The following is an 18,488-nucleotide window of genomic DNA, read 5'->3' as shown; positions in this document are numbered from 1 at the left end:
GCCGAAAAAACCATCAAGCTGGTGGCACCAGAGCTTTTGGGCTTTGTTTCGCTTGGGTCTTTACCCGCTGTTCGCGCGAAGCGCCATTTCGGCGCGCGACAATGGCTTTGCCATGCCTCCCCTGGGATTTGCACTTGTGCTAATGGGCTTTGGTGGTGCTTCGGCGTTCACGGGAAAGCTCGGCTGGGGCATAATATTCCCTAACGCAGTAGTGCTTTTGCCATCACTCATTTGGGCGCTGCTTTACGCGATTGCACCTTTACTCGAAGAGCCTTGATTTAAGCGGGGATTTAGTGCGGATTACTTAGAGTACAAATCAGAAATACCGCGTTTTTGGTTTTTTGAAGGAGGGTGCGCGTCGCCGCGCACCCTCGCTTTATTCCGCAGCTTTGAGCGAGGCCTTCATCATCGGTGCAGGTTCTGCTTCAGGAGCGTAGCTTTCTATTGGGTCCTCATCGTCGTCCCAAAGAATCATCGGTGATTTCACACTCCGTGCCTGACGCTGAAGCGCCCAATCTCGCGCGGCATTGCTAGAGCGACCCATTGACAGCTTTGCCAGCAAACGCGCTATCCAAAGCACATAGGTGCTTGCCCAAACCCGCAGCGCCAGCATGGACGGTGTAAATACCAATGTCAGAACCGTCGCAATTCCAAGGCCGAACACCACGGCTGTCGCCAGTTGTTTCCACCAAAGAGCGGTTGGGCTGTCTATGGAATAACCGCCCCCGATGAAGTCAAGACTAAGGCCAAACATCATTGGTGCGAGGCCTGCCATCGTGGTGATCGTGGTCAGCAAAACAGGGCGAATGCGATCCTCAGCTGTACGCACAATCGCTTCGATTCTTGGCATGTAGCGTGAATAATCTTGGTAGGTATCGATCAGAACAATGTTGTTGTTCACCACGATCCCTGCGAGTGCCACGATGCCGGTACCCGTCATAATTATAGAGAATGCCTGATCCATCACCAACATGCCGATCAGCACGCCTGTGGTGGAAAGGATGACCGCAAGCAAAACCAGCACAGAGTTATAAAAACTATTAAATTGCGCCAAAAGGATGATGAACATTAGACCCAACGCGCCTGCAAATGCGGTGGATAGGAATTGCTGGCTTTCGGCTTCTTCTTCCTGATCGCCAGTCCATTCGAATTGGATGCCAGCGGGCAATGGATTGGTCTCTAACCATTCTGTCAGCGTAGCAATCCGTTCATTCGGGGTGATTGGCACGGCTTTGGTATCGCCGTTCTCGTCTGTCACGTCTTTGGTCAGATCGCTGGTTACCGCGGCTTTCACATCAAAGTAGCGCTTTTGATCAATGCGGTTGATCTCGGCGAGTTTTTTCACTGGCTTGCGCGTGGTGAAGTTGCTGAGCGGGATTAAGCCGTCACGTGTGCGCACTTTGAGGGTATCGAGCGTGCTTAGAACGCGGTCCTCTTTGGGAAGTCGTACGCGGATTTCAATCTCTTCATCAGAGCTATCTACCCGCATCGTATCAAGCAGAATGCCGCGTGTGACCAGTTGCACCATGCCACCAACCGTTGCGACGTCCGCGCCGTAACGGCCCGCCTTTTGCACGTCTACATCGATTTGCCAGTCGATGCCTGGCAGGGGTCGCGTGTCTTCGATCAGTTGCAGCCCAGTGGTCTCTTCAAACTGCGCGCGCGCAATGGCGGTTGCGTTTAGCAGATCATCCCAATTGTCACCCTTGAGGCGCAAATGCACGGGCTTACCCGAGGCGGGCCCACGGGCTTGGGCGAGGATTTCAATCTCGATTCCAGGGATCAGTTGCAATTGCTCCGTCAGTTCCGCGATCACCGTGTCGCCATCAAGTTCGGGGCGATCTCGACGATCTTCCCATGGAATTGTCTCAAGCTGCACCTGACCGATGGTTTCCTTTGGCGTTGCAGCACCAGAGGCATCTGTGTTCAAGCCACCTTCACCCGCGAACGCAAATGCGCTTTGCACGCCTGGGTGGCGCAGAACGATGGCTTCGGCTTTGGCGACTAAGGCGTCCTTTTCGTCTAAGGATAGGTTGCCGCGGGCAAGCACATAGACAATGGCTTGCTCTGGCTCGCTTTCAACGAAGAATTCGACGCCGTTGTTGTTCTCGCCAAAATAGGTGAACGTGCTCATAACGAAGAATCCAACCGCAACAATTGAGACTAGCGGCATGATCGGATTGCCTGCGATGGCTTTGATAACGTAGCCAAATAAGGTGCGCTTATTGCCTGCCCTGATCTTTGTCGCGCGGCGTTCGAATTTCGTTGCACCAAGGGTCACAGAAGCTGCAAAGGCACCAAAAAGGAACAAAGCTACACCTGGCAATGCGCCGACAAAGCCTTCGGCGATAGCTTGTCCGCCGAACAGGTAGCCCGGGTTCAGCACCTGCATCGCGCCAAGGAACACCAGATATATTGCGGGCGGCACCAAAAGCGCGCGAACGAGCCATGGCAGCTTTGCACGCAAGGCGTCGGATGTTTTACCGAATGCACGGCTCAGGCGGCCAGTTACACCGCCCATGACGGGCAAATACACTAGCGCAACGACCAGCGAAGCAGAAAGAACGAAGATCAATGTGACGGGTAACATGCCCATGAACTGGCCGGGCACGCCGGGCCAGAACAGCATCGGCAGGAAGGCGCAGAGTGTCGTCGCCGTCGAGGACACGATGGGCCAGAACATACGCTTGGCGGCTTCGACATAGGCATCCATTGGGCCAGAGCCTTGCGAGATGCGTTTGTCTGCGTATTCTACGACCACGATGGCACCGTCGACCAACATGCCTACCGCAAGGATTAGGCCAAACATCACGATGTTTGAAATCGTGACTTCCATCACTGCGAGGAACACGAAGCACAACAAGAACGACGTCGGAATCGCAAAGCCCACAAGCAATGCAGGCCGCGTGCCAAGGGCTGCGAGAACCACAATCATTACTAAAGCAATCGCTGTCAGAACGGAGCCTTCAAGCTGACTGACCATCGACCCAACCGTGCGCGACTGATCGTTTGACGTGCCCACATCGACAGAGGCTTGCAATGGTTCCGGCCATTCTGCTTTGGCCTCATCAACAACGGTTTTGACCAATTCTGCGGTGTCGATCAGGTTGAAGCCTTTGCGCTTAACCACTTGCAGTGCCACGGATGTTTCGCCGTTAAAGCGCGCGGTGCCTTTGCGATCTTCAAAGGTCAAAGAAATTTCCGCCAGATCACCCAATGTGACCACGCGGTCGCCGTTGGTTTTCACTGGAAGGGCGTAGATGTCTTGAACCTTATCAAAAGAGGAGGGGATCTTGACGGCAAACGTGCCCTGCGCGCTTTCGATCTCACCGGCGGCGATCAACTGGTTGTTATTTTGAACAACCGAAATCAACTCGCCTGCGGTGACGTTGTAGGCCTCTAATCGCAACGGATCGATCAACACTTCGACCATTTCTTCGCGATTACCTGCGATGCCTGCCTCTAGGACTGCGTCAAGCGCTTCGATCTCCTCTTGCAAGGCTTTTGCGGTTTTTGCCATCGTGCGCTCAGGAACGTTGCCTGTAAGATTGACGATGATGATCGGGAATTCGGAAAAGTTGATCTCGTTGATCGAATAAGTTTCAGCGCCTGAAGGGAATTTGCCTTGCGCCGCGTTCATCGCGTCGCGCACGTCGGCCATGACTTTGGTCTTGTCCCAGCCGAACTCAAACTCTAGTGCGATACCCGCGTAGCTCTCAGCCGCAGTGCCTGAAATCGACTTTAGACCGTCAAGATCGGCAAGCTCGGTTTCCATTGGCTTGACCAGCAATGTTTCGCTGTCTGCCGCTGAAATTCCGGGGAAGGGGACAGAGACGAAGAGAGCAGGGATTTCAATATCTGGCTCGCCCTCTTTAGGAAGGCCCCAATAGGCGAAGCCACCCGCCAAAAGCGTGAGGGCGATGAAGGCCAAAACCATGCGGGCGCGTTCTGCAGCCCAATCGACGATACCTGTCATCGTTTTGGCTCCTCAAACGTCGCTTCTACGGCGACACCGTCTACGACATATTCTTGGCCGATGGTGATCACGTCAGCGACTTCGGGCAAGCCTGCGACCCAGACCCCCTCAGATGTGTCGCGCAAGAGTGTCAGTGCGCGAAACTGTGCGAGGCTGTTATCGTCCACTATGCGCACGCCCAAGTCGCCATCATCGTTTAAAGTTAATGCTGATTGCGGAAGCAAATGCGCCTTCGCCCCATCTGCGGAGACAATGATCTCTGCGGTTTGGCCATCACGGATTTTCAGATCAACGTTTGGTACTTGGATTTCTACTCGGAAAGTGCGGGTCGTTTGATCTGCTGAGCGCGACAGGAATGTGACGCGGCCCCGAACGTCTTGTCCACCAGACAAACGCGCGCCCGCTAAAGCGCCGATTTCGACGCGATCTACGTCTGTTTCGGGCACAAAACCAACCAACTTCATTGGATCAAGCTGAAGGATCGTCGCGCAGAGCGCTCCGGGCTGCATCAAGCTGCCAAGCTCTGCCGAATCTGTTTCTAATAGGCCTTCAAAAGGGGCGGTGATCTCAAGGCGATCAATGTCTTTTTGCACGCTTGCGATGGCCGCTTCTGCGCTTTGGATGCCGGCACCTGTGCTTTGCAGGCCACTTTTGGCAGCGGCAACGGCAGCTTCTGCGGCGCGCACAGCAGCCTGCGCAGAGGCGACGCGCGTCTCAGAGGCAAAGCCTCCTTCGCTCAGCTTGGAGGCGGCATTGTCGTTGATCTTCGCTTCGTCAAGTCGGGCCATGGCTTCATCCAGGCGGGCTTTTGCTTCGGGGACCCGTGCACTGGCTTCGGCCAAACGTGCGTTGGCCTCTGCGAGCGATGCTTCGCGTGTCCCCACATCGATTTGACACAGCATTTGATCCGCGGCCACAAAGCTGCCTTTGCGCAGGGGATCAGAAACGACCTGACCAGAGGTTTGAGCCCGTACTTCAACGGAGCGCGCAGACTCAGTTTCGCCCCGCATGATAACGGCGCTATCTATCTGACGAGCTTCTGACTTACGGGCAAAAACGCGGATGATCTTCGCGGTTTCGGCAACTTCCTCAGAGGTCTCAGGCACGTCATCTGCAGCCTCCGTTTCGCCGATTTGTGCGAAAGCAATAAGCTCATCACGTTCAAAGACTAGAAAGTACAGAAGGCCAGTCACCAGTATCGCGGTGATCAAAGGAATGAGTTTCATCTGCGTTTCGTCCTCACAAAATGTCTTTATCGTCAATGCCGTCACTTGTCGGTGACATAGTCTTGTTCTTTGAAAGTGCAATGACTTATAGTCAAAGTACTAAACTCATCAGTTCAGTTTAGGCAGCCTGCGGTGCCGGTGCAACATTTCTAATTGCGCCAAAGTGCTCGCAACACATGGCAAGGATGTGACGGCCCCTTGGCAGGGCTGTGACATCGCGGTAAGAGAGGCAAAAAATGGGGCCACTGGCATGAGCGATACCGACAGTTTTATTGAAGAAGTCAGCGAGGAAGTGCGCCGTGATCGACTCTTTGGCTACATGCGCCGCTATGGCTGGATCGCGGTTCTAGCGATTTTGGCTTTGGTTGGGGGTGCTGCTTGGAACGAATACAGCAAATCCCAAGCGCGCGCGAAAGCGCAAAGCGCGGGCAACGCAATCTTGGCGGCCCTGGAAGCAGATGAACTTCAAGAGCGCGTGAAGGCGCTCGAAGCGCTGCAATCGCAAGACATCACTCAAGGCGTAAAAGCTGTTGTCAGCTTGATGCAAGCGGCAGAGCAAGCCGCCGGTGATGATCCTGCCGGCGCGCAAACCGCATTGGAAGCAATCGCTGTGGATGGTAGCCTGCCCGAAATTTACCGCCAAATCGCGTCTTTTAAATCTGCCACAAAAAGCGACGGATCGCTCAGCGTGGATGACCGTCGACTGCGCCTTGACGCGCTCAGCGCACCGGGTACGTCGCTTCGTTTGCTTGCAACCGAACAGTTGGCGCTGCTCGATATCGAGACGGGCGACACGGCTGCTGCACTCGAAAAACTACAAGGCATCGTTGTAGACGCAGAGGTGACAGCAGGCTTGCGTCAACGGGCAACGCAGCTCATTGTTGCATTAGGTGCAGAACCAGAATTATTATCGGGTCAAAATTAAGCATACTGGCGCGTATAGCGCCAGGAATTATCAAGCCTGCACAGACGGGATGCACTATCAAAGGGGGCTTTGAGCAGTGACGACATTTAAGTTTATCATGGCGGGCGTGGCTCTCGCGGTATTGGCAAGTTGTACGGAAAATGACATCATTTTACCGGGCAAACGCGAAGATTTGCGCGCGCCTTTCGGAGAAACCTCTGAAGAGCGGGTTAAAAGTGAGAACGTTGCGCAAAAGATTTCGCTGGCTAAGCAAGTGAGCAATGCCAATTGGCAGCAGCGAATAGGAACGCCGTCAACGCGGACTTCGCATCCTGCTTTAGCGCAAAACCTAACGGGTATTCAGTGGTCCACCCCCATCGGTCAGGGTGATAGCCGACGCTATCGCATCACTGCTGACCCCGTGGTGGCGGATGGCCGCATCTTTGTAATGGATTCCAAGAGCACAGTCTCGGCGGTATCGCTCAGCGGACAAAAACTATGGTCTGTGAACATCACACCGGATCGTGAAAGCGACGCGGGCGGCGGTGGTTTGGCATACGGCGATGGCAAATTGATTGTCACATCCGGCTTTGGCAACCTGCGCGCGCTTGATCCTGCCAGCGGTGCTGAGATTTGGACGCAAGACCTTGATGCTGCAACAACGGGCACGCCGTCAATTTCGCGTGGTTTAGTCTACGTTGTCGGAGGCGATAACGTGGCGTGGGCGGTGAATTCCGACAGCGGTCGTGTTGTTTGGCAGCTTGACGGATCACCGGGCATTTCGCGTGTTTCTGGTGGGCCTGCGCCTGCGGTGGGCGATGATCTTGTGGTCTTTGCGTTTGCCTCGGGTGAGTTGCAAGCGGCCTTCCGCAAAGGTGGTGTGCGTCGCTGGGATGCGACTGTTGCTGGTCAGCGCCGCGGCATTGCGGCCACGACTGTCAGCGACATAACTGGCGATCCGGTTATTTCTGGCAACACGATCTACGCGGGTAGCTATTCCGGACGCATGGTTGCGCTAAACGCAGATAGCGGAGCGCGTCTGTGGTCCGCAAACGATGGCGCGCTTGGTCCTGTGTGGCCAGCGGGTGGATCTGTGTTCGCGGTTACGGATCGCAACGAATTGGTGCGTTTGGATAGTAGCACGGGCGAGCGGATCTGGGGTGCGCGTTTGCCGTTCTTTACCCGTGAGATCCGCCGCCGCAGCGTTGAAGTCGTTGCGCATTACGGGCCAATCATTGCGGGTGGTCGTGTGATCGTTGGCTCTAACGACGGTGTAGTCCGCAGCTTTGACCCGGTATCTGGCGCGTCGCTTGGCGCGGTTGAGGTGCCCGGTGGTGTGACGACTAATCCAATTGTTGCAGGTAACACGCTCTATGTTGTTTCGCGCAAAGGTGTGCTGCACGCGCTTCGTTAAAGGGCAGGGCAGGGAAATAGCGTCGGCGTTGGGCCTTTCGCCCGCGCGCGCTTTGCGTTAGAGCGGCCACTTAAACCCCATTTGGAGCTTTTAAATGAGCTTTACACTCGCCATCGTGGGCCGCCCGAATGTGGGCAAATCCACTTTATTCAATCGCCTTGTTGGCAAACGTCTGGCTTTGGTCGATGACCAGCCGGGGGTCACGCGCGATCTGCGTGAAGGCGATGCACGCCTTGCGGACTTGCGCTTTACGGTGATTGACACTGCTGGCCTTGAAGAGGCGACCGACGAAAGCCTGCAAGGGCGCATGCGCCGTTTGACCGAGCGCGCGGTTGATATGGCTGACATCTGCCTCTTTATGATTGATGCGCGCGTGGGGGTGACGCCTGCGGATCAAGTGTTCGCCGAAATTCTGCGCAAGCGCTCCGCACATGTAATTTTGGCGGCAAACAAGGGTGAGGGCTCTGCTGCGGATGCGGGTGTGATTGAAGCGTATTCCTTGGGTCTGGGAGAGCCGATCCGCCTATCTGCGGAACACGGCGAAGGTCTTAACGATCTCTACACCCAACTGATGCCGCTCGCGGATGGTTTTGCGGAACGCGCATTGGACCAAGCGCCAGAAACCGATGTTGCGCTTGATGAAGATGACGAGTGGGATGAAAACCGCCCGTTCGAAATGCCAACAGCAAAGAAGCCGATGCAAATCGCGGTTGTCGGGCGCCCGAACGCGGGTAAATCGACGCTGATCAATATGATCATGGGTGAAGATCGTCTGCTGACGGGGCCGGAAGCAGGTATCACGCGCGACGCAATTTCGCTGCGCAGTGAATGGAACGGCACGCATATTCGTATTTTCGACACCGCTGGCATGCGCAAAAAAGCTAAAGTGCAGGACAAACTTGAAAAATTGTCTGTTTCAGATGGTTTGCGCGCAGTTAAATTTGCTGAGGTTGTGGTTGTTCTACTCGACGCTGCCATCCCGTTTGAGCAACAAGATCTGCGTATTGCGGATCTTGCGGAACGCGAGGGCCGCGCAGTGATTGTTGCTGTGAATAAATGGGATGTCGAGGACGACAAGCAAAACAAGCTGCGCGATCTGCGCGAAAGTTTTGAGCGTCTTCTGCCGCAATTGCGCGGTGCACCTTTGGTGACAGTTTCAGCTAAAACGGGTCGCGGTTTGGATCGCTTGCACGATGTAATTTTGAGCGCCTACCAGACGTGGAACACACGTGTACCCACGGCAGCCTTGAACCGCTGGCTTGCGGGTATGGTCGAAGCGCATCCGCCCCCCGCGCCAGCAGGAAAGCGGATTAAGTTGCGCTATATGACGCAAGCAAAAACCCGTCCTCCGGGCTTTGTGGTGATGTGTTCTTTGCCCGAAAAGATGAGCGAGAGCTATTCGCGCTATCTGGTCAATGGTCTCCGCACTGACTTTGATATGCCAGGCACGCCGATCCGTCTTTACATGCGCTCCCAGAACGACTCAAACCCGTTCAAAGGGCGCAAGAAAGCAGGTCCGTCAAAACTACGTAAGCACATGAAATCAAATGTACAACGTCAGCGCTAAATGCGCTGACTTCTGACCAGTGTGAATGCTAGCACTGCAATTCCACAGGCTGCGAAGGTGCTGACGGGAAGTGTGACCAATCCGTTTGTGGCGACAATTCCGACCAATGCCCATATTACGGTGAGTAGGTATTCAGGTGCTTTGCGCATTTTGTAGACGGCCAAAGCGCTAAACAATGCGCCCAAGATGCCTGCAAACGCCCAGCCGAATGATCCCGTTATAAGTCCATATCCGGCTGCTGTTGTTCCGATAGACACCCAGCTCGCCGCGGTAAGCCAGCCTGCATAGATCCCGACCGGCGCTTGGAACCACCAGCGATCCACGTAAGGCGCGCGGATGAACGCGGTGATAGCGCCAAGTGCCATAATGATGATGGTGATAGTCGCCCAGATCGCGCTTGCATTCGCGATGGCAAGCCATGGGACACCCAGGGCAAGACTGATGGCTAGGGGCAGGCGGGCCGCGTGCCAGTCACCTGCGTCCGTGCGTTTCCACAAGCCAAACATGGCAGACATGATCAGCCAAGTATAGATCAAACCCCAAATCGCAAAGGTATAACCTTCGGGTTGGATCGGGGGATCAATCTGTGGGTTCGGCAGTTGATCAGGCGTGAAGCCTGAGAATGGAGCTGTGAATGCGGGTGAGATCGCGAATGCGATGCTCAACACGAGAATGGCGGGGGCAGTGAGTTTTTTCATAAGAAGTTTCTTAGACGCCCCTTAACTCAAGTCAACACGAGCGCAGATGTTACGCTAGGACACCGTCTGCTGTGAGGGTTGATTTGCCGCCCAAGTAAGGCGCAAGCACCTCTGGTAGCTCAATTGAGCCATCGGCTTGCTGACCATTTTCCAGAACAGCAATCAAACAGCGTCCAACCGCGAGGCCAGAGCCATTCAGTGTGTGCACGAACTGGGGCTTGCCACCATCTTGAGGCTTAAACCGCGCGTTCATACGGCGAGCCTGAAAATCTCCCGTTGTGGAGACGGAGCTGATCTCGCGGTACGCATTCTGACCCGGCAGCCATGCTTCGATATCAAATGTGCGGCGCGCACCGAAACCCATATCGCCCGTGCACAAAAGAACTGTGCGGTAGGGAACGCCCAGCTTTTCCAGAAGACCTTCTGCGCAAGCGAGCATGCGTTTTTGTTCGGCATCGCTTTCATCTGGATGAGTGACGGAGACCATTTCAACCTTTTCGAACTGGTGTTGACGCAGCATGCCAGATGTATCACGTCCCGCGCTGCCCGCTTCAGAGCGGAAACACAGCGTGTGCGCGGTCATGCGAATTGGCAAAGCGCTGTGATCAAGCACGTCGCCCGCTACGGAGTATGTCAGCGGCACTTCGGATGTCGGCACCAGCCACCAGCCGTTGGTGGTTTGATAGCTATCTTCGCCGAATTTCGGCAGCTTGTCGGTGCCATACATCGCCTCATCGCGCACGAGTACTGGGCTGTTGATTTCAGTCAGGCCATTTTCGTTCACGTGCGTGTCTATCATGAACTGGACGAGCGCGCGGTGGATACGTGCAACCGCGCCCTTGAGCATGACAAAACGCGCGCCGGAAATCTTAGCGGCGGTGTCGAAATCCATAAAGGCTGCAACGCCTACGATCTCAAAATGTTCTTTTGCATCGAAACTAAACGTTCTTGGCACGCCCCAAAGTTTAACTTCCTTATTGTCGTCTTCGTCCGCGCCATCAGGCACATCGGCAGCAGGAAGGTTGGGAATACGCGCAAGCATATCGGTGAGGCGCGCATCTTCGGCCTTGGCTTCCTCGTTCAACTGCGCAACAGCAGCTTTTTTTTCGGCTACCAAAACGCGCAGGCGTTCGAATTCCGCCTCATCGCCAGAGGCTTTCGCAGCTCCGACCAGCTTGGAGGCTTTGTTCTGCTCTGCTTGCGCTTCTTCAGCGGCCAGAATTTTGCTGCGGCGGGCGGAGTCTATGGCTAGTACTTGCTCTGACAAGGGCGCGTCACCACGGCGGCCGAGGGCAGTATCAAAAGTTTCAGCGTTGTCGCGAATTGCGCGGATATCATGCATGTCAGTAGCCCTTGAGCGAGTCGATTTCTGTGCGCGGTTTAACCGAGCCGTGCGGTGGGGTGAAGCTAGTCTTTAACTGTGTCTCGACTGTGCCTTCTCACGCTGGCTGCGACGGTAAGTGATGATTTCATCCTGCACGAAATCGCGGAACACTTGAATGCGTTTGGATTGGCGTAATTCTTCTGGATAGGCGAGGAACACAGGGACCTCGTTAGAGCTGAGATCAGGCAGGATTCGCACCAGTTCAGGGAAATCTTGGGTAACATAGTCCGGCAGAACACCAATCCCAAGGCCGTGCAGTACGGACTGCAATACGCCAAAGTAGTTGTTCACCGTCAGCATCGAAGGCACATCATAGGCAAGCAAATGTTGCACAAGCTGCAGGCCTGCACCCACCTGCACCGTGCGCGGGTTTTGGCAAATCAGACGACGGTTGCCGATGTCTTCAATACTCTCAGGCATGCCGTTTTGCGCCACGTAGTCAGGCGACGCATAAAGCTGCATGTGGACCGTCATCAGGCGTTTGCGGATCAGGTCAGCTTGGCTGGGTTCCTTCATGCGAATGGCAACATCGGCCTCGCGCATGGGCAGGTCGAGCACTTTTTCCTCAAGCATTAGATCAATCTTGAGATCCGGATATTTGTCATAAAGATGTGGCAAACGCGGGGCCAACCACAAGGATCCAAAACCGGTCGTTGTTGTTACACGCAGCTCGCCAAAAACCTCTTCTTTGCTATCTTTGATCCGTGCCTCTGCGGCGTCCAAGCGTTTGATCATCGCAGTTGTGGCGTCAAATAGTAACTCGCCCTGTTCGGTCAGGATCAGGCCGCGTGCATGGCGGTGAAACAGCGTTGTATTGAGGCTTTCTTCAAGCCCGCGCACCTGACGGGACACCGCAGATTGGGATAAATGCAACGTGTCGCCTGCGTGGGTTAAACTGCCGGCATCTGCTACTGCATGAAAGATTCGAAGTTTGTCCCAATCCATTTTGGCAACTTTCTGTGTATCCCGCGCGGGCCTGCGCTCCTTTGCTTTATCTGAGCTGGCCTTGCTTATCAACTTAGCCTTAAACTTGAATTTCCTCTATACAGGTCAGCTTTTGTGACCTACCATCATTTTAGTAAGTGATCACTGTGCGCCTTGGGAGGGACCCACATGAGCCTGCAAAAGTCATCCTTGAATGATAAATTTGATCTGGGGAAATCTCAAGTTCTGATGAACGGCACCCAAGCGCTGGTGCGTTTGATGTTGATGCAAAAGGCGCGCGATAAGGTGGCAGGGCGGAATACGGCGGGCTATGTCACGGGCTATCGCGGATCGCCTTTAGGGGCTGTTGATTTCCAAATGACCCGTGCCGCCAAGCCTTTGGCAGATGCCGATATTAAATTCGAAGAGGGTCTGAACGAAGATCTCGCCGCTACCGCGCTGTGGGGCGCGCAGCAGGCTGAATTGCGCGGTGAGGGGCGCTATGATGGCGTGTTTGGCCTTTGGTACGGCAAAGGCCCCGGTGTTGATCGTACAGGCGATGTGATGCGCCACGCTAATATGGCGGGCACTTCGCAATTTGGCGGGGTCGTCATGGCGATGGGGGATGATCACACGGGTGAAAGCAGTACAGTGCTTCATCAATCCGAGTTTGCCTTGATCGATTCTTACATGCCCATCGTCAGTCCTGCGGGTGTGCAGGAAATGATGGATTACGGGCTGTACGCCTATGCGTTGTCGCGGTTTGCGGGTGTCTGGGTTGGCTTAAAGACGATGAAAGATACCGTTGAGGTCACCTCCGTCGTGAATGGTGATCCGCATCGTTTAGAATTTGTGACGCCCGATTATGACATGCCAGAAGGCGGTCTAAATATTCGCTTGGTGGATGATCGTTATCAACAAGAAGCACGTTTGCTTGATCATAAACGCCATGCCGCAGAAGCGTTCAGTCATGCCAACAAACTGGATAAAAAGGTTTGGGGTATAAAGGGTGCCAAAATTGGCTTTGTGGCGGCTGGCAAGAACTGGTTGGATCTCGTTCATGCGCTGTCTCTGCTCAACATTGACGAAATGGAAGCGGAACGCATTGGGTTGAGCACCTATAAGGTCGGGCAAGTTTGGCCGATGGATATGAAAGGCTTCAACGCTTGGGCGGACCGGCTTGATCTGATCGTTGTTGTCGAGGAAAAGCGCAAACTGATCGAAGTGCAGATCAAGGAAGCGCTGTTTGACGATCGCCGTGGTCGTCGCGTTTATGGCGAACGCCGTGAAGGACGGGAAATGTTCCCTGTGCGCGGCGCGCTTGAGCCGATGATGATTGCGGAGCATCTGGGTACTATTTTGCAAGACGAGGGTTGCGGCAGTGCAGGTCTGAAGCTTGGGATGGCCGCCTTGGATGAAGCGCGTCGCGCGGATAATGCGCCGGAACTTGCAGCGCGCTTGCCTTATTTTTGCTCGGGCTGTCCGCATAATTCATCGACCAAAGTGCCGGAGGGAAGCCGTGCCTATGCGGGCATCGGCTGTCACTTCATGGTGCAATGGATGGATCGCGACACGCTTGGTTTTACCCATATGGGCGGCGAGGGGGCTAACTGGATTGGCGAGGCTCCGTTCTCGACCCGTGAACATGTGTTCCAGAATATCGGCGATGGAACCTACAATCACTCCGGCATCCAAGCGATCCGTGCGGCCGTCGCGGCTGGCACGACCATGACCTACAAGATCCTCTACAATGATGCGGTGGCCATGACAGGCGGGCAGGGCAATGATGGTGGTCTTGATGCGCCCCGGATCGCACGCGAAGTGGCGGCGATGGGTGTGAGAAACCTCGTAATTGTTTATGACGATAAAGAAGATGTCGATGTGGCGGCCTTTCCGAATGGTTTGGCGATGCATGAACGGGCGAATTTGCAATCTGTCCAAGAAGATTTCGCGCAAAAGTCTGGTGTCTCTGTCATTCTGTATATCCAGACCTGTGCTGCGGAAAAACGCCGTCGACGCAAGCGCGGCTTGTTCCCGGATCCAGACAAGCGTGTATTCATTAACCCCGACGTTTGCGAAGGCTGTGGCGATTGCGGCGTGCAATCCAATTGCGTGTCCATCGTGCCCCATGACACAGAATTGGGCCGCAAACGCGCGATTGATCAATCAAGCTGCAACAAAGACTTTTCTTGCGTCAAAGGGTTTTGCCCGTCTTTTGTGACCGTCGAGGGAGGGACACCGCGCAAAGCGGCAACGGCGGAACTGGCTTTGCCGGATCTTCCGTTACCCGAATTACCCACGATCAAGGGGACGCATAATGTTGTTATCACAGGCGTCGGTGGTACGGGGGTTGTCACCATCGGTGCGCTTTTGGCGCAAGCGGCGCAGCTTGATGGCAAAGGCGCTGGCATGATGGAAATGGCAGGGCTCGCTCAAAAGGGCGGCGCTGTACATATCCATTGTCGTCTCGCTGAGAAACCCGAGGATATTTCCGCCATTCGTGTGGCAACTGGTGAAGCGCATGCATTGATCGGTGGCGATTTGGTGGTGAGTGCTGGGGCGTCCACGCTTGGTCTGACAAAAGACGGTCAAACAGGTGCTGTGGTGAATGCGCATGAGATCATTACGGGTGATTTTACCCGCAACACGGAATTCAAATTACCGACAGAACAGCTCAAGCTCGCGTTGCAAGCGCGTATGCGGGACCGCGTGGATCTGTTTGACGCGTCAGCGCTGGCGCGCAAAGTGCTCGGCGATGCGATTTTTTCAAACATGTTGGTTTTTGGCGCGGCGTGGCAGCGTGGCTTGATCCCTTTGTCGCTTGAGGCCTTGCAAGAAGCGATCCGCTTGAATGGGGCGGCGGTTGAAAAGAACCTCTACGCCTTTGATGTGGGCCGTTGGGCGGTGCTGTACGGGGATGAGGTGGCGATATTGCTCGACGCAGACATCGTGCAATTGCCACAGTCCTTGGAAGATAAAGTCGCCTTCCGTGCGCAACATTTGGAGGCCTATCAAAACAAACGTTTGGGCAACCGGTATCGCGAGTTGGTTGATGCGATTGAGGATCCGACACTGAAAGAGGCGGTCTCAAAGGGCTATCATAAACTACTGAGCTACAAGGATGAATATGAGGTTGCGCGACTGCATCTGAACACTGCAGAGAAGGCGGCGGAGACGTTTGAAGGCGATTTGAAACTGACCTATCACTTGGCTCCTCCGATGTTGAGCAAGACAGGCGCGGATGGGCGGCCAATGAAGAAAAAATTTGGCGCTGGCATGTTGCGTGGCTTCAAAATTCTCGCCAAGATGAAACGCTTGCGGGGAACACCCTTTGATCCGTTTGGGCACACCTCTGAGCGCCGGATGGAGCGTGCTTTGATCTCCCAATTCGAGACCGACATGAAAGCTGTGCTACCCAAAGTCGATCCGCAGACGATGGATGCTGTACTCGCCTTGGCGGAACTGCCTTTGTCCATTCGCGGGTTTGGCATAGTGAAGGAAGCCAATGAACGTAAAGCCGCGAAGCGTCGCGAAGAGTTGCTGAGTGTGATCCAGCAGGGTGGTTTAGATCTAAGCGCAGCTGCCGAATAGGCGCGGTACTGACGATGCGCAGCGCCAAAGCGATAAGCTATTCCCATTGCGCGCAAAGCGCTTTTGGGCGGGGTTTCGTGCGTATAATCGAGACGCTGACAGGGCGCGCGAGATTGATCAAACGTGCGCAAGACTATGCACGAGAGATCACAACGACGCGTAGTTTTTGGCAGGTGATGGCGGATCGCTATGACCTGAACTTGAACATCTCTTCAGGCGATTTGAGTCATATTCCAAAGCAGGGTCCCGTCGTTGTGGTCGCTAATCATCCGTTTGGCATTTTGGATGGGCTGATGCTGGGGCTGATCTTGTCGCGTGTGCGCGATGATTTTCGGATTCTTGCTAATGATGTGTTTCAGAACGCACCTGAGGTTGACAGCGCGGTTTTGCCGGTTTCGTTTGGGAACAGCAAAGACGCTGTTAACGCCAACCTAGATACCCGCAAACGCGTGTTAGAGCATCTTACAGCAGGTGGCGTACTTGCTGTGTTCCCTGGCGGAACAGTCTCGACAGCGGCGCATCCGAGGGGGGTGCCGCTTGATCCTGAATGGGGGCGCTTTACTGCGCGCACTATTACCCGATCTGACGCGGTGGTGGTCCCTATTTTCTTTGAGGGCCGCACGAGCCGCATGTTTCAAATCGCAAGCCAACTGCATATTAATTTGCGGCTGTCTTTGTTGATTAACGAATTTCGCAGGGGTGTCGGAAGCACAGTTAACGTCGTCATAGGGGCACCTATTTCACCGGATGATCTAGCCAAGCACAAAGGTAATCCCAGCAAGATGATGGATTTTTTGCGCGCCAGCACATATGAGCTGTCCCCAACACCGATAGATGCATCGACATATGGTTTTGACTTTGATCTACGGGAGAAAACGGCGCATTAAAGCAAAGCGGCGTGTCAGGAGAATGAAATGGCAGTTGGTGTATTCGATAGCGGACTTGGCGGTTTAACAGTGCTTGATGCTGCGCGCGCGCGTCTGCCTGACCTGCCATTCGTTTACTACGCTGACAGCGCGCACGCACCATATGGTGTGCGCGATTCTGAGGATATTTATCAGCTGACAAAAAAGGCGGTGGAGTACCTTTGGGCCAATGGCTGCGATCTGGTTATTTTGGCGTGCAACACGGCCTCAGCGGCGGCTTTGCGGCGGATGCAGGAGGCGGGTGTGCCAAAGGGCAAACGCGTGCTTGGCGTATTCGTGCCGCTTATAGAGGCGCTGACCGAACGCGAATGGGGCGACAACTCCCCGCCACGCGAAGTTGCAGTGAAGGAGGTGGCGATTTTTGCCACTCCAGCAACAATCGCGAGCCGCGCGTTTCAGCGCGAACTTGCCTTTCGCGCGATTGGTGTTGACGTGGAAGCGCAGGCCTGCGGTGGCGTGGTTGATGCGATTGAAGACGGTGATATGATCTTGGCCGAAGCATTGGTGCGCAGCCATGTGGATGCACTCAAACGCAAGATGCCCAAACCACAGGCGGCTATCTTGGGCTGCACGCATTATCCGTTGATGGAGACCCATTTTCAGGCAGCTTTGGGTGAAGATGTGAAAGTCTATTCGCAAGCGGGCCTTGTGGCGGAAAGTCTTGCGGATTATCTCGCGCGCCGCCCTGAATTCAAAGGCTCTGGCAAGACGCATCGCTATTTCACCAGCGGTGATCCTGCGCGTGTCAGTGACCATGCGACCCAATTTATGCGACGAGAAATCTCTTTTGAACAAGCATAATCCAAAAGACATTTCCAACGAAAGATCAAAGACATGACACAGAATATCGCCATTCTAGGGGCATCCGGTTATACAGGCGCAGAGTTGATCCGGCTCATTGCCACACATCCCAGCATGCGCATCAAGGCGCTCTCGGCGGAGCGTAAAGCAGGCCAACCGCTTGCGCAGGTTTTCCCACATTTGCGCCATCTTGATTTGCCCGATCTGGTGAAGATTGTGGAGATCGATTTCTCAGGCATTGATTTGGCGTTTTGCGCTTTGCCGCATAAGACCAGCCAAGAGGTGATTGCTAAATTGCCGCGTGATCTAAAGATCGTTGATCTAAGCGCAGACTTCCGTCTGCGCGATCCTGAGGCTTATGAAAAATGGTACGGTAATCCTCATAGCGCCACTGAGATTCAGGGCGAGGCCGTCTATGGACTCACCGAATTCTATCGTGATGAAATTGCAAATGCTCGGCTTGTGGCGGGGACTGGCTGCAATGCGGCGGCTGGACAATTTTTGTTGCGGCCGTTGATTGCGGCGGGTGTGATTGGGCTTGAGGATATCATCCTAGATCTCAAATGCGCGGTCTCTGGGGCAGGGCGGAGCTTGAAAGAAAACTTGCTGCACGCTGAATTATCCGAAGGCTACGCCGCCTATGCGGTTGGCAGCACGCATCGTCATTTGGGCGAGTTCGATCAGGAGTTCTCTGCACTTGCAGGCCGGGATGTACGCATTCAGTTCACTCCGCATCTGATCCCAGCAAACCGCGGTATTTTGGCGACGGGCTATGTGTCGGGAGATGCGCAAATCATTCACAACACGTTAGTTGCGCAATACAAGGACGAACTGTTTATCGAAGTACTGCCCATGGGTGAAACACCCAGCACGCATCATGTACGCGGGTCGAATTTCTGTCATATAGGTGTTGCGGCTGATCGGATCGAAGGTCGTGCCATCGTGATTGCTGCGCTTGATAATTTGACAAAAGGGAGCAGCGGGCAGGCCTTGCAGAATGCTAATCTGATGTTAGATCTGCCTGAAACTGCGGGTCTTATGCTCGCGCCATGTTTCCCATAGCGGGTCGGGAGGGGC

Annotated in this window: 12 protein-coding genes; 7 read left to right on the top strand and 5 right to left on the bottom strand. The window is 54.6% G+C overall.

The window, feature by feature from the left end; genetic code table 11:
* Positions 1 to 376 precede the first annotated feature (376 nt).
* Both QZ280_RS15840 and QZ280_RS15835 read right to left on the bottom strand, forming a co-directional pair.
* Entirely contained in the window at positions 377 to 3,976 is a 3,600-nt protein-coding gene (locus QZ280_RS15840; protein WP_293446088.1) for an efflux RND transporter permease subunit, read from the bottom strand.
* The gene (locus QZ280_RS15835) at positions 3,973 to 5,202 is read right to left on the bottom strand and encodes an efflux RND transporter periplasmic adaptor subunit (RefSeq protein WP_293446085.1); all 1,230 of its coding nucleotides are present in this window, start codon (positions 5,200 to 5,202) and stop codon (positions 3,973 to 3,975) included. The genes QZ280_RS15840 and QZ280_RS15835 overlap by 4 nt, the downstream gene beginning before the upstream one ends.
* 250 nt (positions 5,203 to 5,452) lie before the next feature.
* Here QZ280_RS15835 and QZ280_RS15830 point away from each other — a divergent pair, with 250 nt between their 5' ends.
* From QZ280_RS15830 to der, 3 genes are all read left to right on the top strand, one after another.
* Positions 5,453 to 6,127 carry a tetratricopeptide repeat protein gene (locus QZ280_RS15830; RefSeq protein WP_293446083.1) on the top strand — a complete coding sequence of 225 codons (675 nt, stop codon included), beginning with the start codon at positions 5,453 to 5,455 and terminating at the stop codon, positions 6,125 to 6,127.
* A gap of 76 nt (positions 6,128 to 6,203) precedes the next feature.
* A complete protein-coding gene (locus tag QZ280_RS15825) occupies positions 6,204 to 7,520 on the top strand; it encodes a PQQ-binding-like beta-propeller repeat protein (RefSeq protein WP_365734884.1) in 1,317 nt (438 codons plus the stop codon).
* 94 nt (positions 7,521 to 7,614) lie between these two features.
* A complete protein-coding gene (gene der / locus QZ280_RS15820) occupies positions 7,615 to 9,087 on the top strand; it encodes a ribosome biogenesis GTPase Der (RefSeq protein ID WP_293446081.1) in 1,473 nt (490 codons plus the stop codon).
* On the opposite strand, the gene QZ280_RS15815 is transcribed toward der, so the two are convergent.
* From QZ280_RS15815 to QZ280_RS15805, 3 genes are all read right to left on the bottom strand, one after another.
* Positions 9,084 to 9,785 (bottom strand): hypothetical protein, encoded by a 702-nt coding sequence (locus tag QZ280_RS15815; protein WP_293446079.1) that lies wholly within the window; start codon positions 9,783 to 9,785, stop codon positions 9,084 to 9,086. The two genes, der and QZ280_RS15815, sit on opposite strands and share 4 nt — an antisense overlap.
* Positions 9,786 to 9,834: 49 nt before the next feature.
* Positions 9,835 to 11,127 (bottom strand): serine--tRNA ligase, encoded by a 1,293-nt coding sequence (gene serS / locus QZ280_RS15810; RefSeq protein ID WP_293446077.1) that lies wholly within the window; start codon positions 11,125 to 11,127, stop codon positions 9,835 to 9,837.
* Between the two features lie 72 nt (positions 11,128 to 11,199).
* On the bottom strand, positions 11,200 to 12,114 hold the full coding sequence (locus QZ280_RS15805) for a LysR family transcriptional regulator (RefSeq protein ID WP_293446075.1): 915 nt from the start codon (positions 12,112 to 12,114) through the stop codon (positions 11,200 to 11,202).
* A 168-nt stretch (positions 12,115 to 12,282) separates the two neighbouring features.
* Here QZ280_RS15805 and QZ280_RS15800 point away from each other — a divergent pair, with 168 nt between their 5' ends.
* From QZ280_RS15800 to argC, 4 genes are read left to right on the top strand one after another with little or no spacing between them, the layout of a single operon-like run.
* Complete coding sequence (locus tag QZ280_RS15800; protein WP_293446072.1) at positions 12,283 to 15,684, top strand: indolepyruvate ferredoxin oxidoreductase family protein; 3,402 nt, start codon at positions 12,283 to 12,285, stop codon at positions 15,682 to 15,684.
* Between the two features lie 14 nt (positions 15,685 to 15,698).
* Positions 15,699 to 16,571 carry a lysophospholipid acyltransferase family protein gene (locus QZ280_RS15795; protein WP_293446070.1) on the top strand — a complete coding sequence of 291 codons (873 nt, stop codon included), beginning with the start codon at positions 15,699 to 15,701 and terminating at the stop codon, positions 16,569 to 16,571.
* 27 nt (positions 16,572 to 16,598) lie between these two features.
* Positions 16,599 to 17,411 carry a glutamate racemase gene (gene murI / locus QZ280_RS15790; RefSeq protein ID WP_293446068.1) on the top strand — a complete coding sequence of 271 codons (813 nt, stop codon included), beginning with the start codon at positions 16,599 to 16,601 and terminating at the stop codon, positions 17,409 to 17,411.
* A 33-nt stretch (positions 17,412 to 17,444) separates the two neighbouring features.
* Positions 17,445 to 18,473, top strand: a complete 1,029-nt coding sequence (gene argC / locus QZ280_RS15785) for an N-acetyl-gamma-glutamyl-phosphate reductase (RefSeq protein WP_293446065.1) — start codon at positions 17,445 to 17,447, stop codon at positions 18,471 to 18,473.
* The last annotated feature ends 15 nt before the right edge of the window (positions 18,474 to 18,488 follow it).

Source organism: Planktotalea sp. (assembly GCF_018607995.1).
In the GTDB taxonomy this organism is placed as follows: Bacteria; Pseudomonadota; Alphaproteobacteria; order Rhodobacterales; family Rhodobacteraceae; genus Planktotalea.
This window is presented reverse-complemented; position numbering and strand designations above follow the sequence as displayed.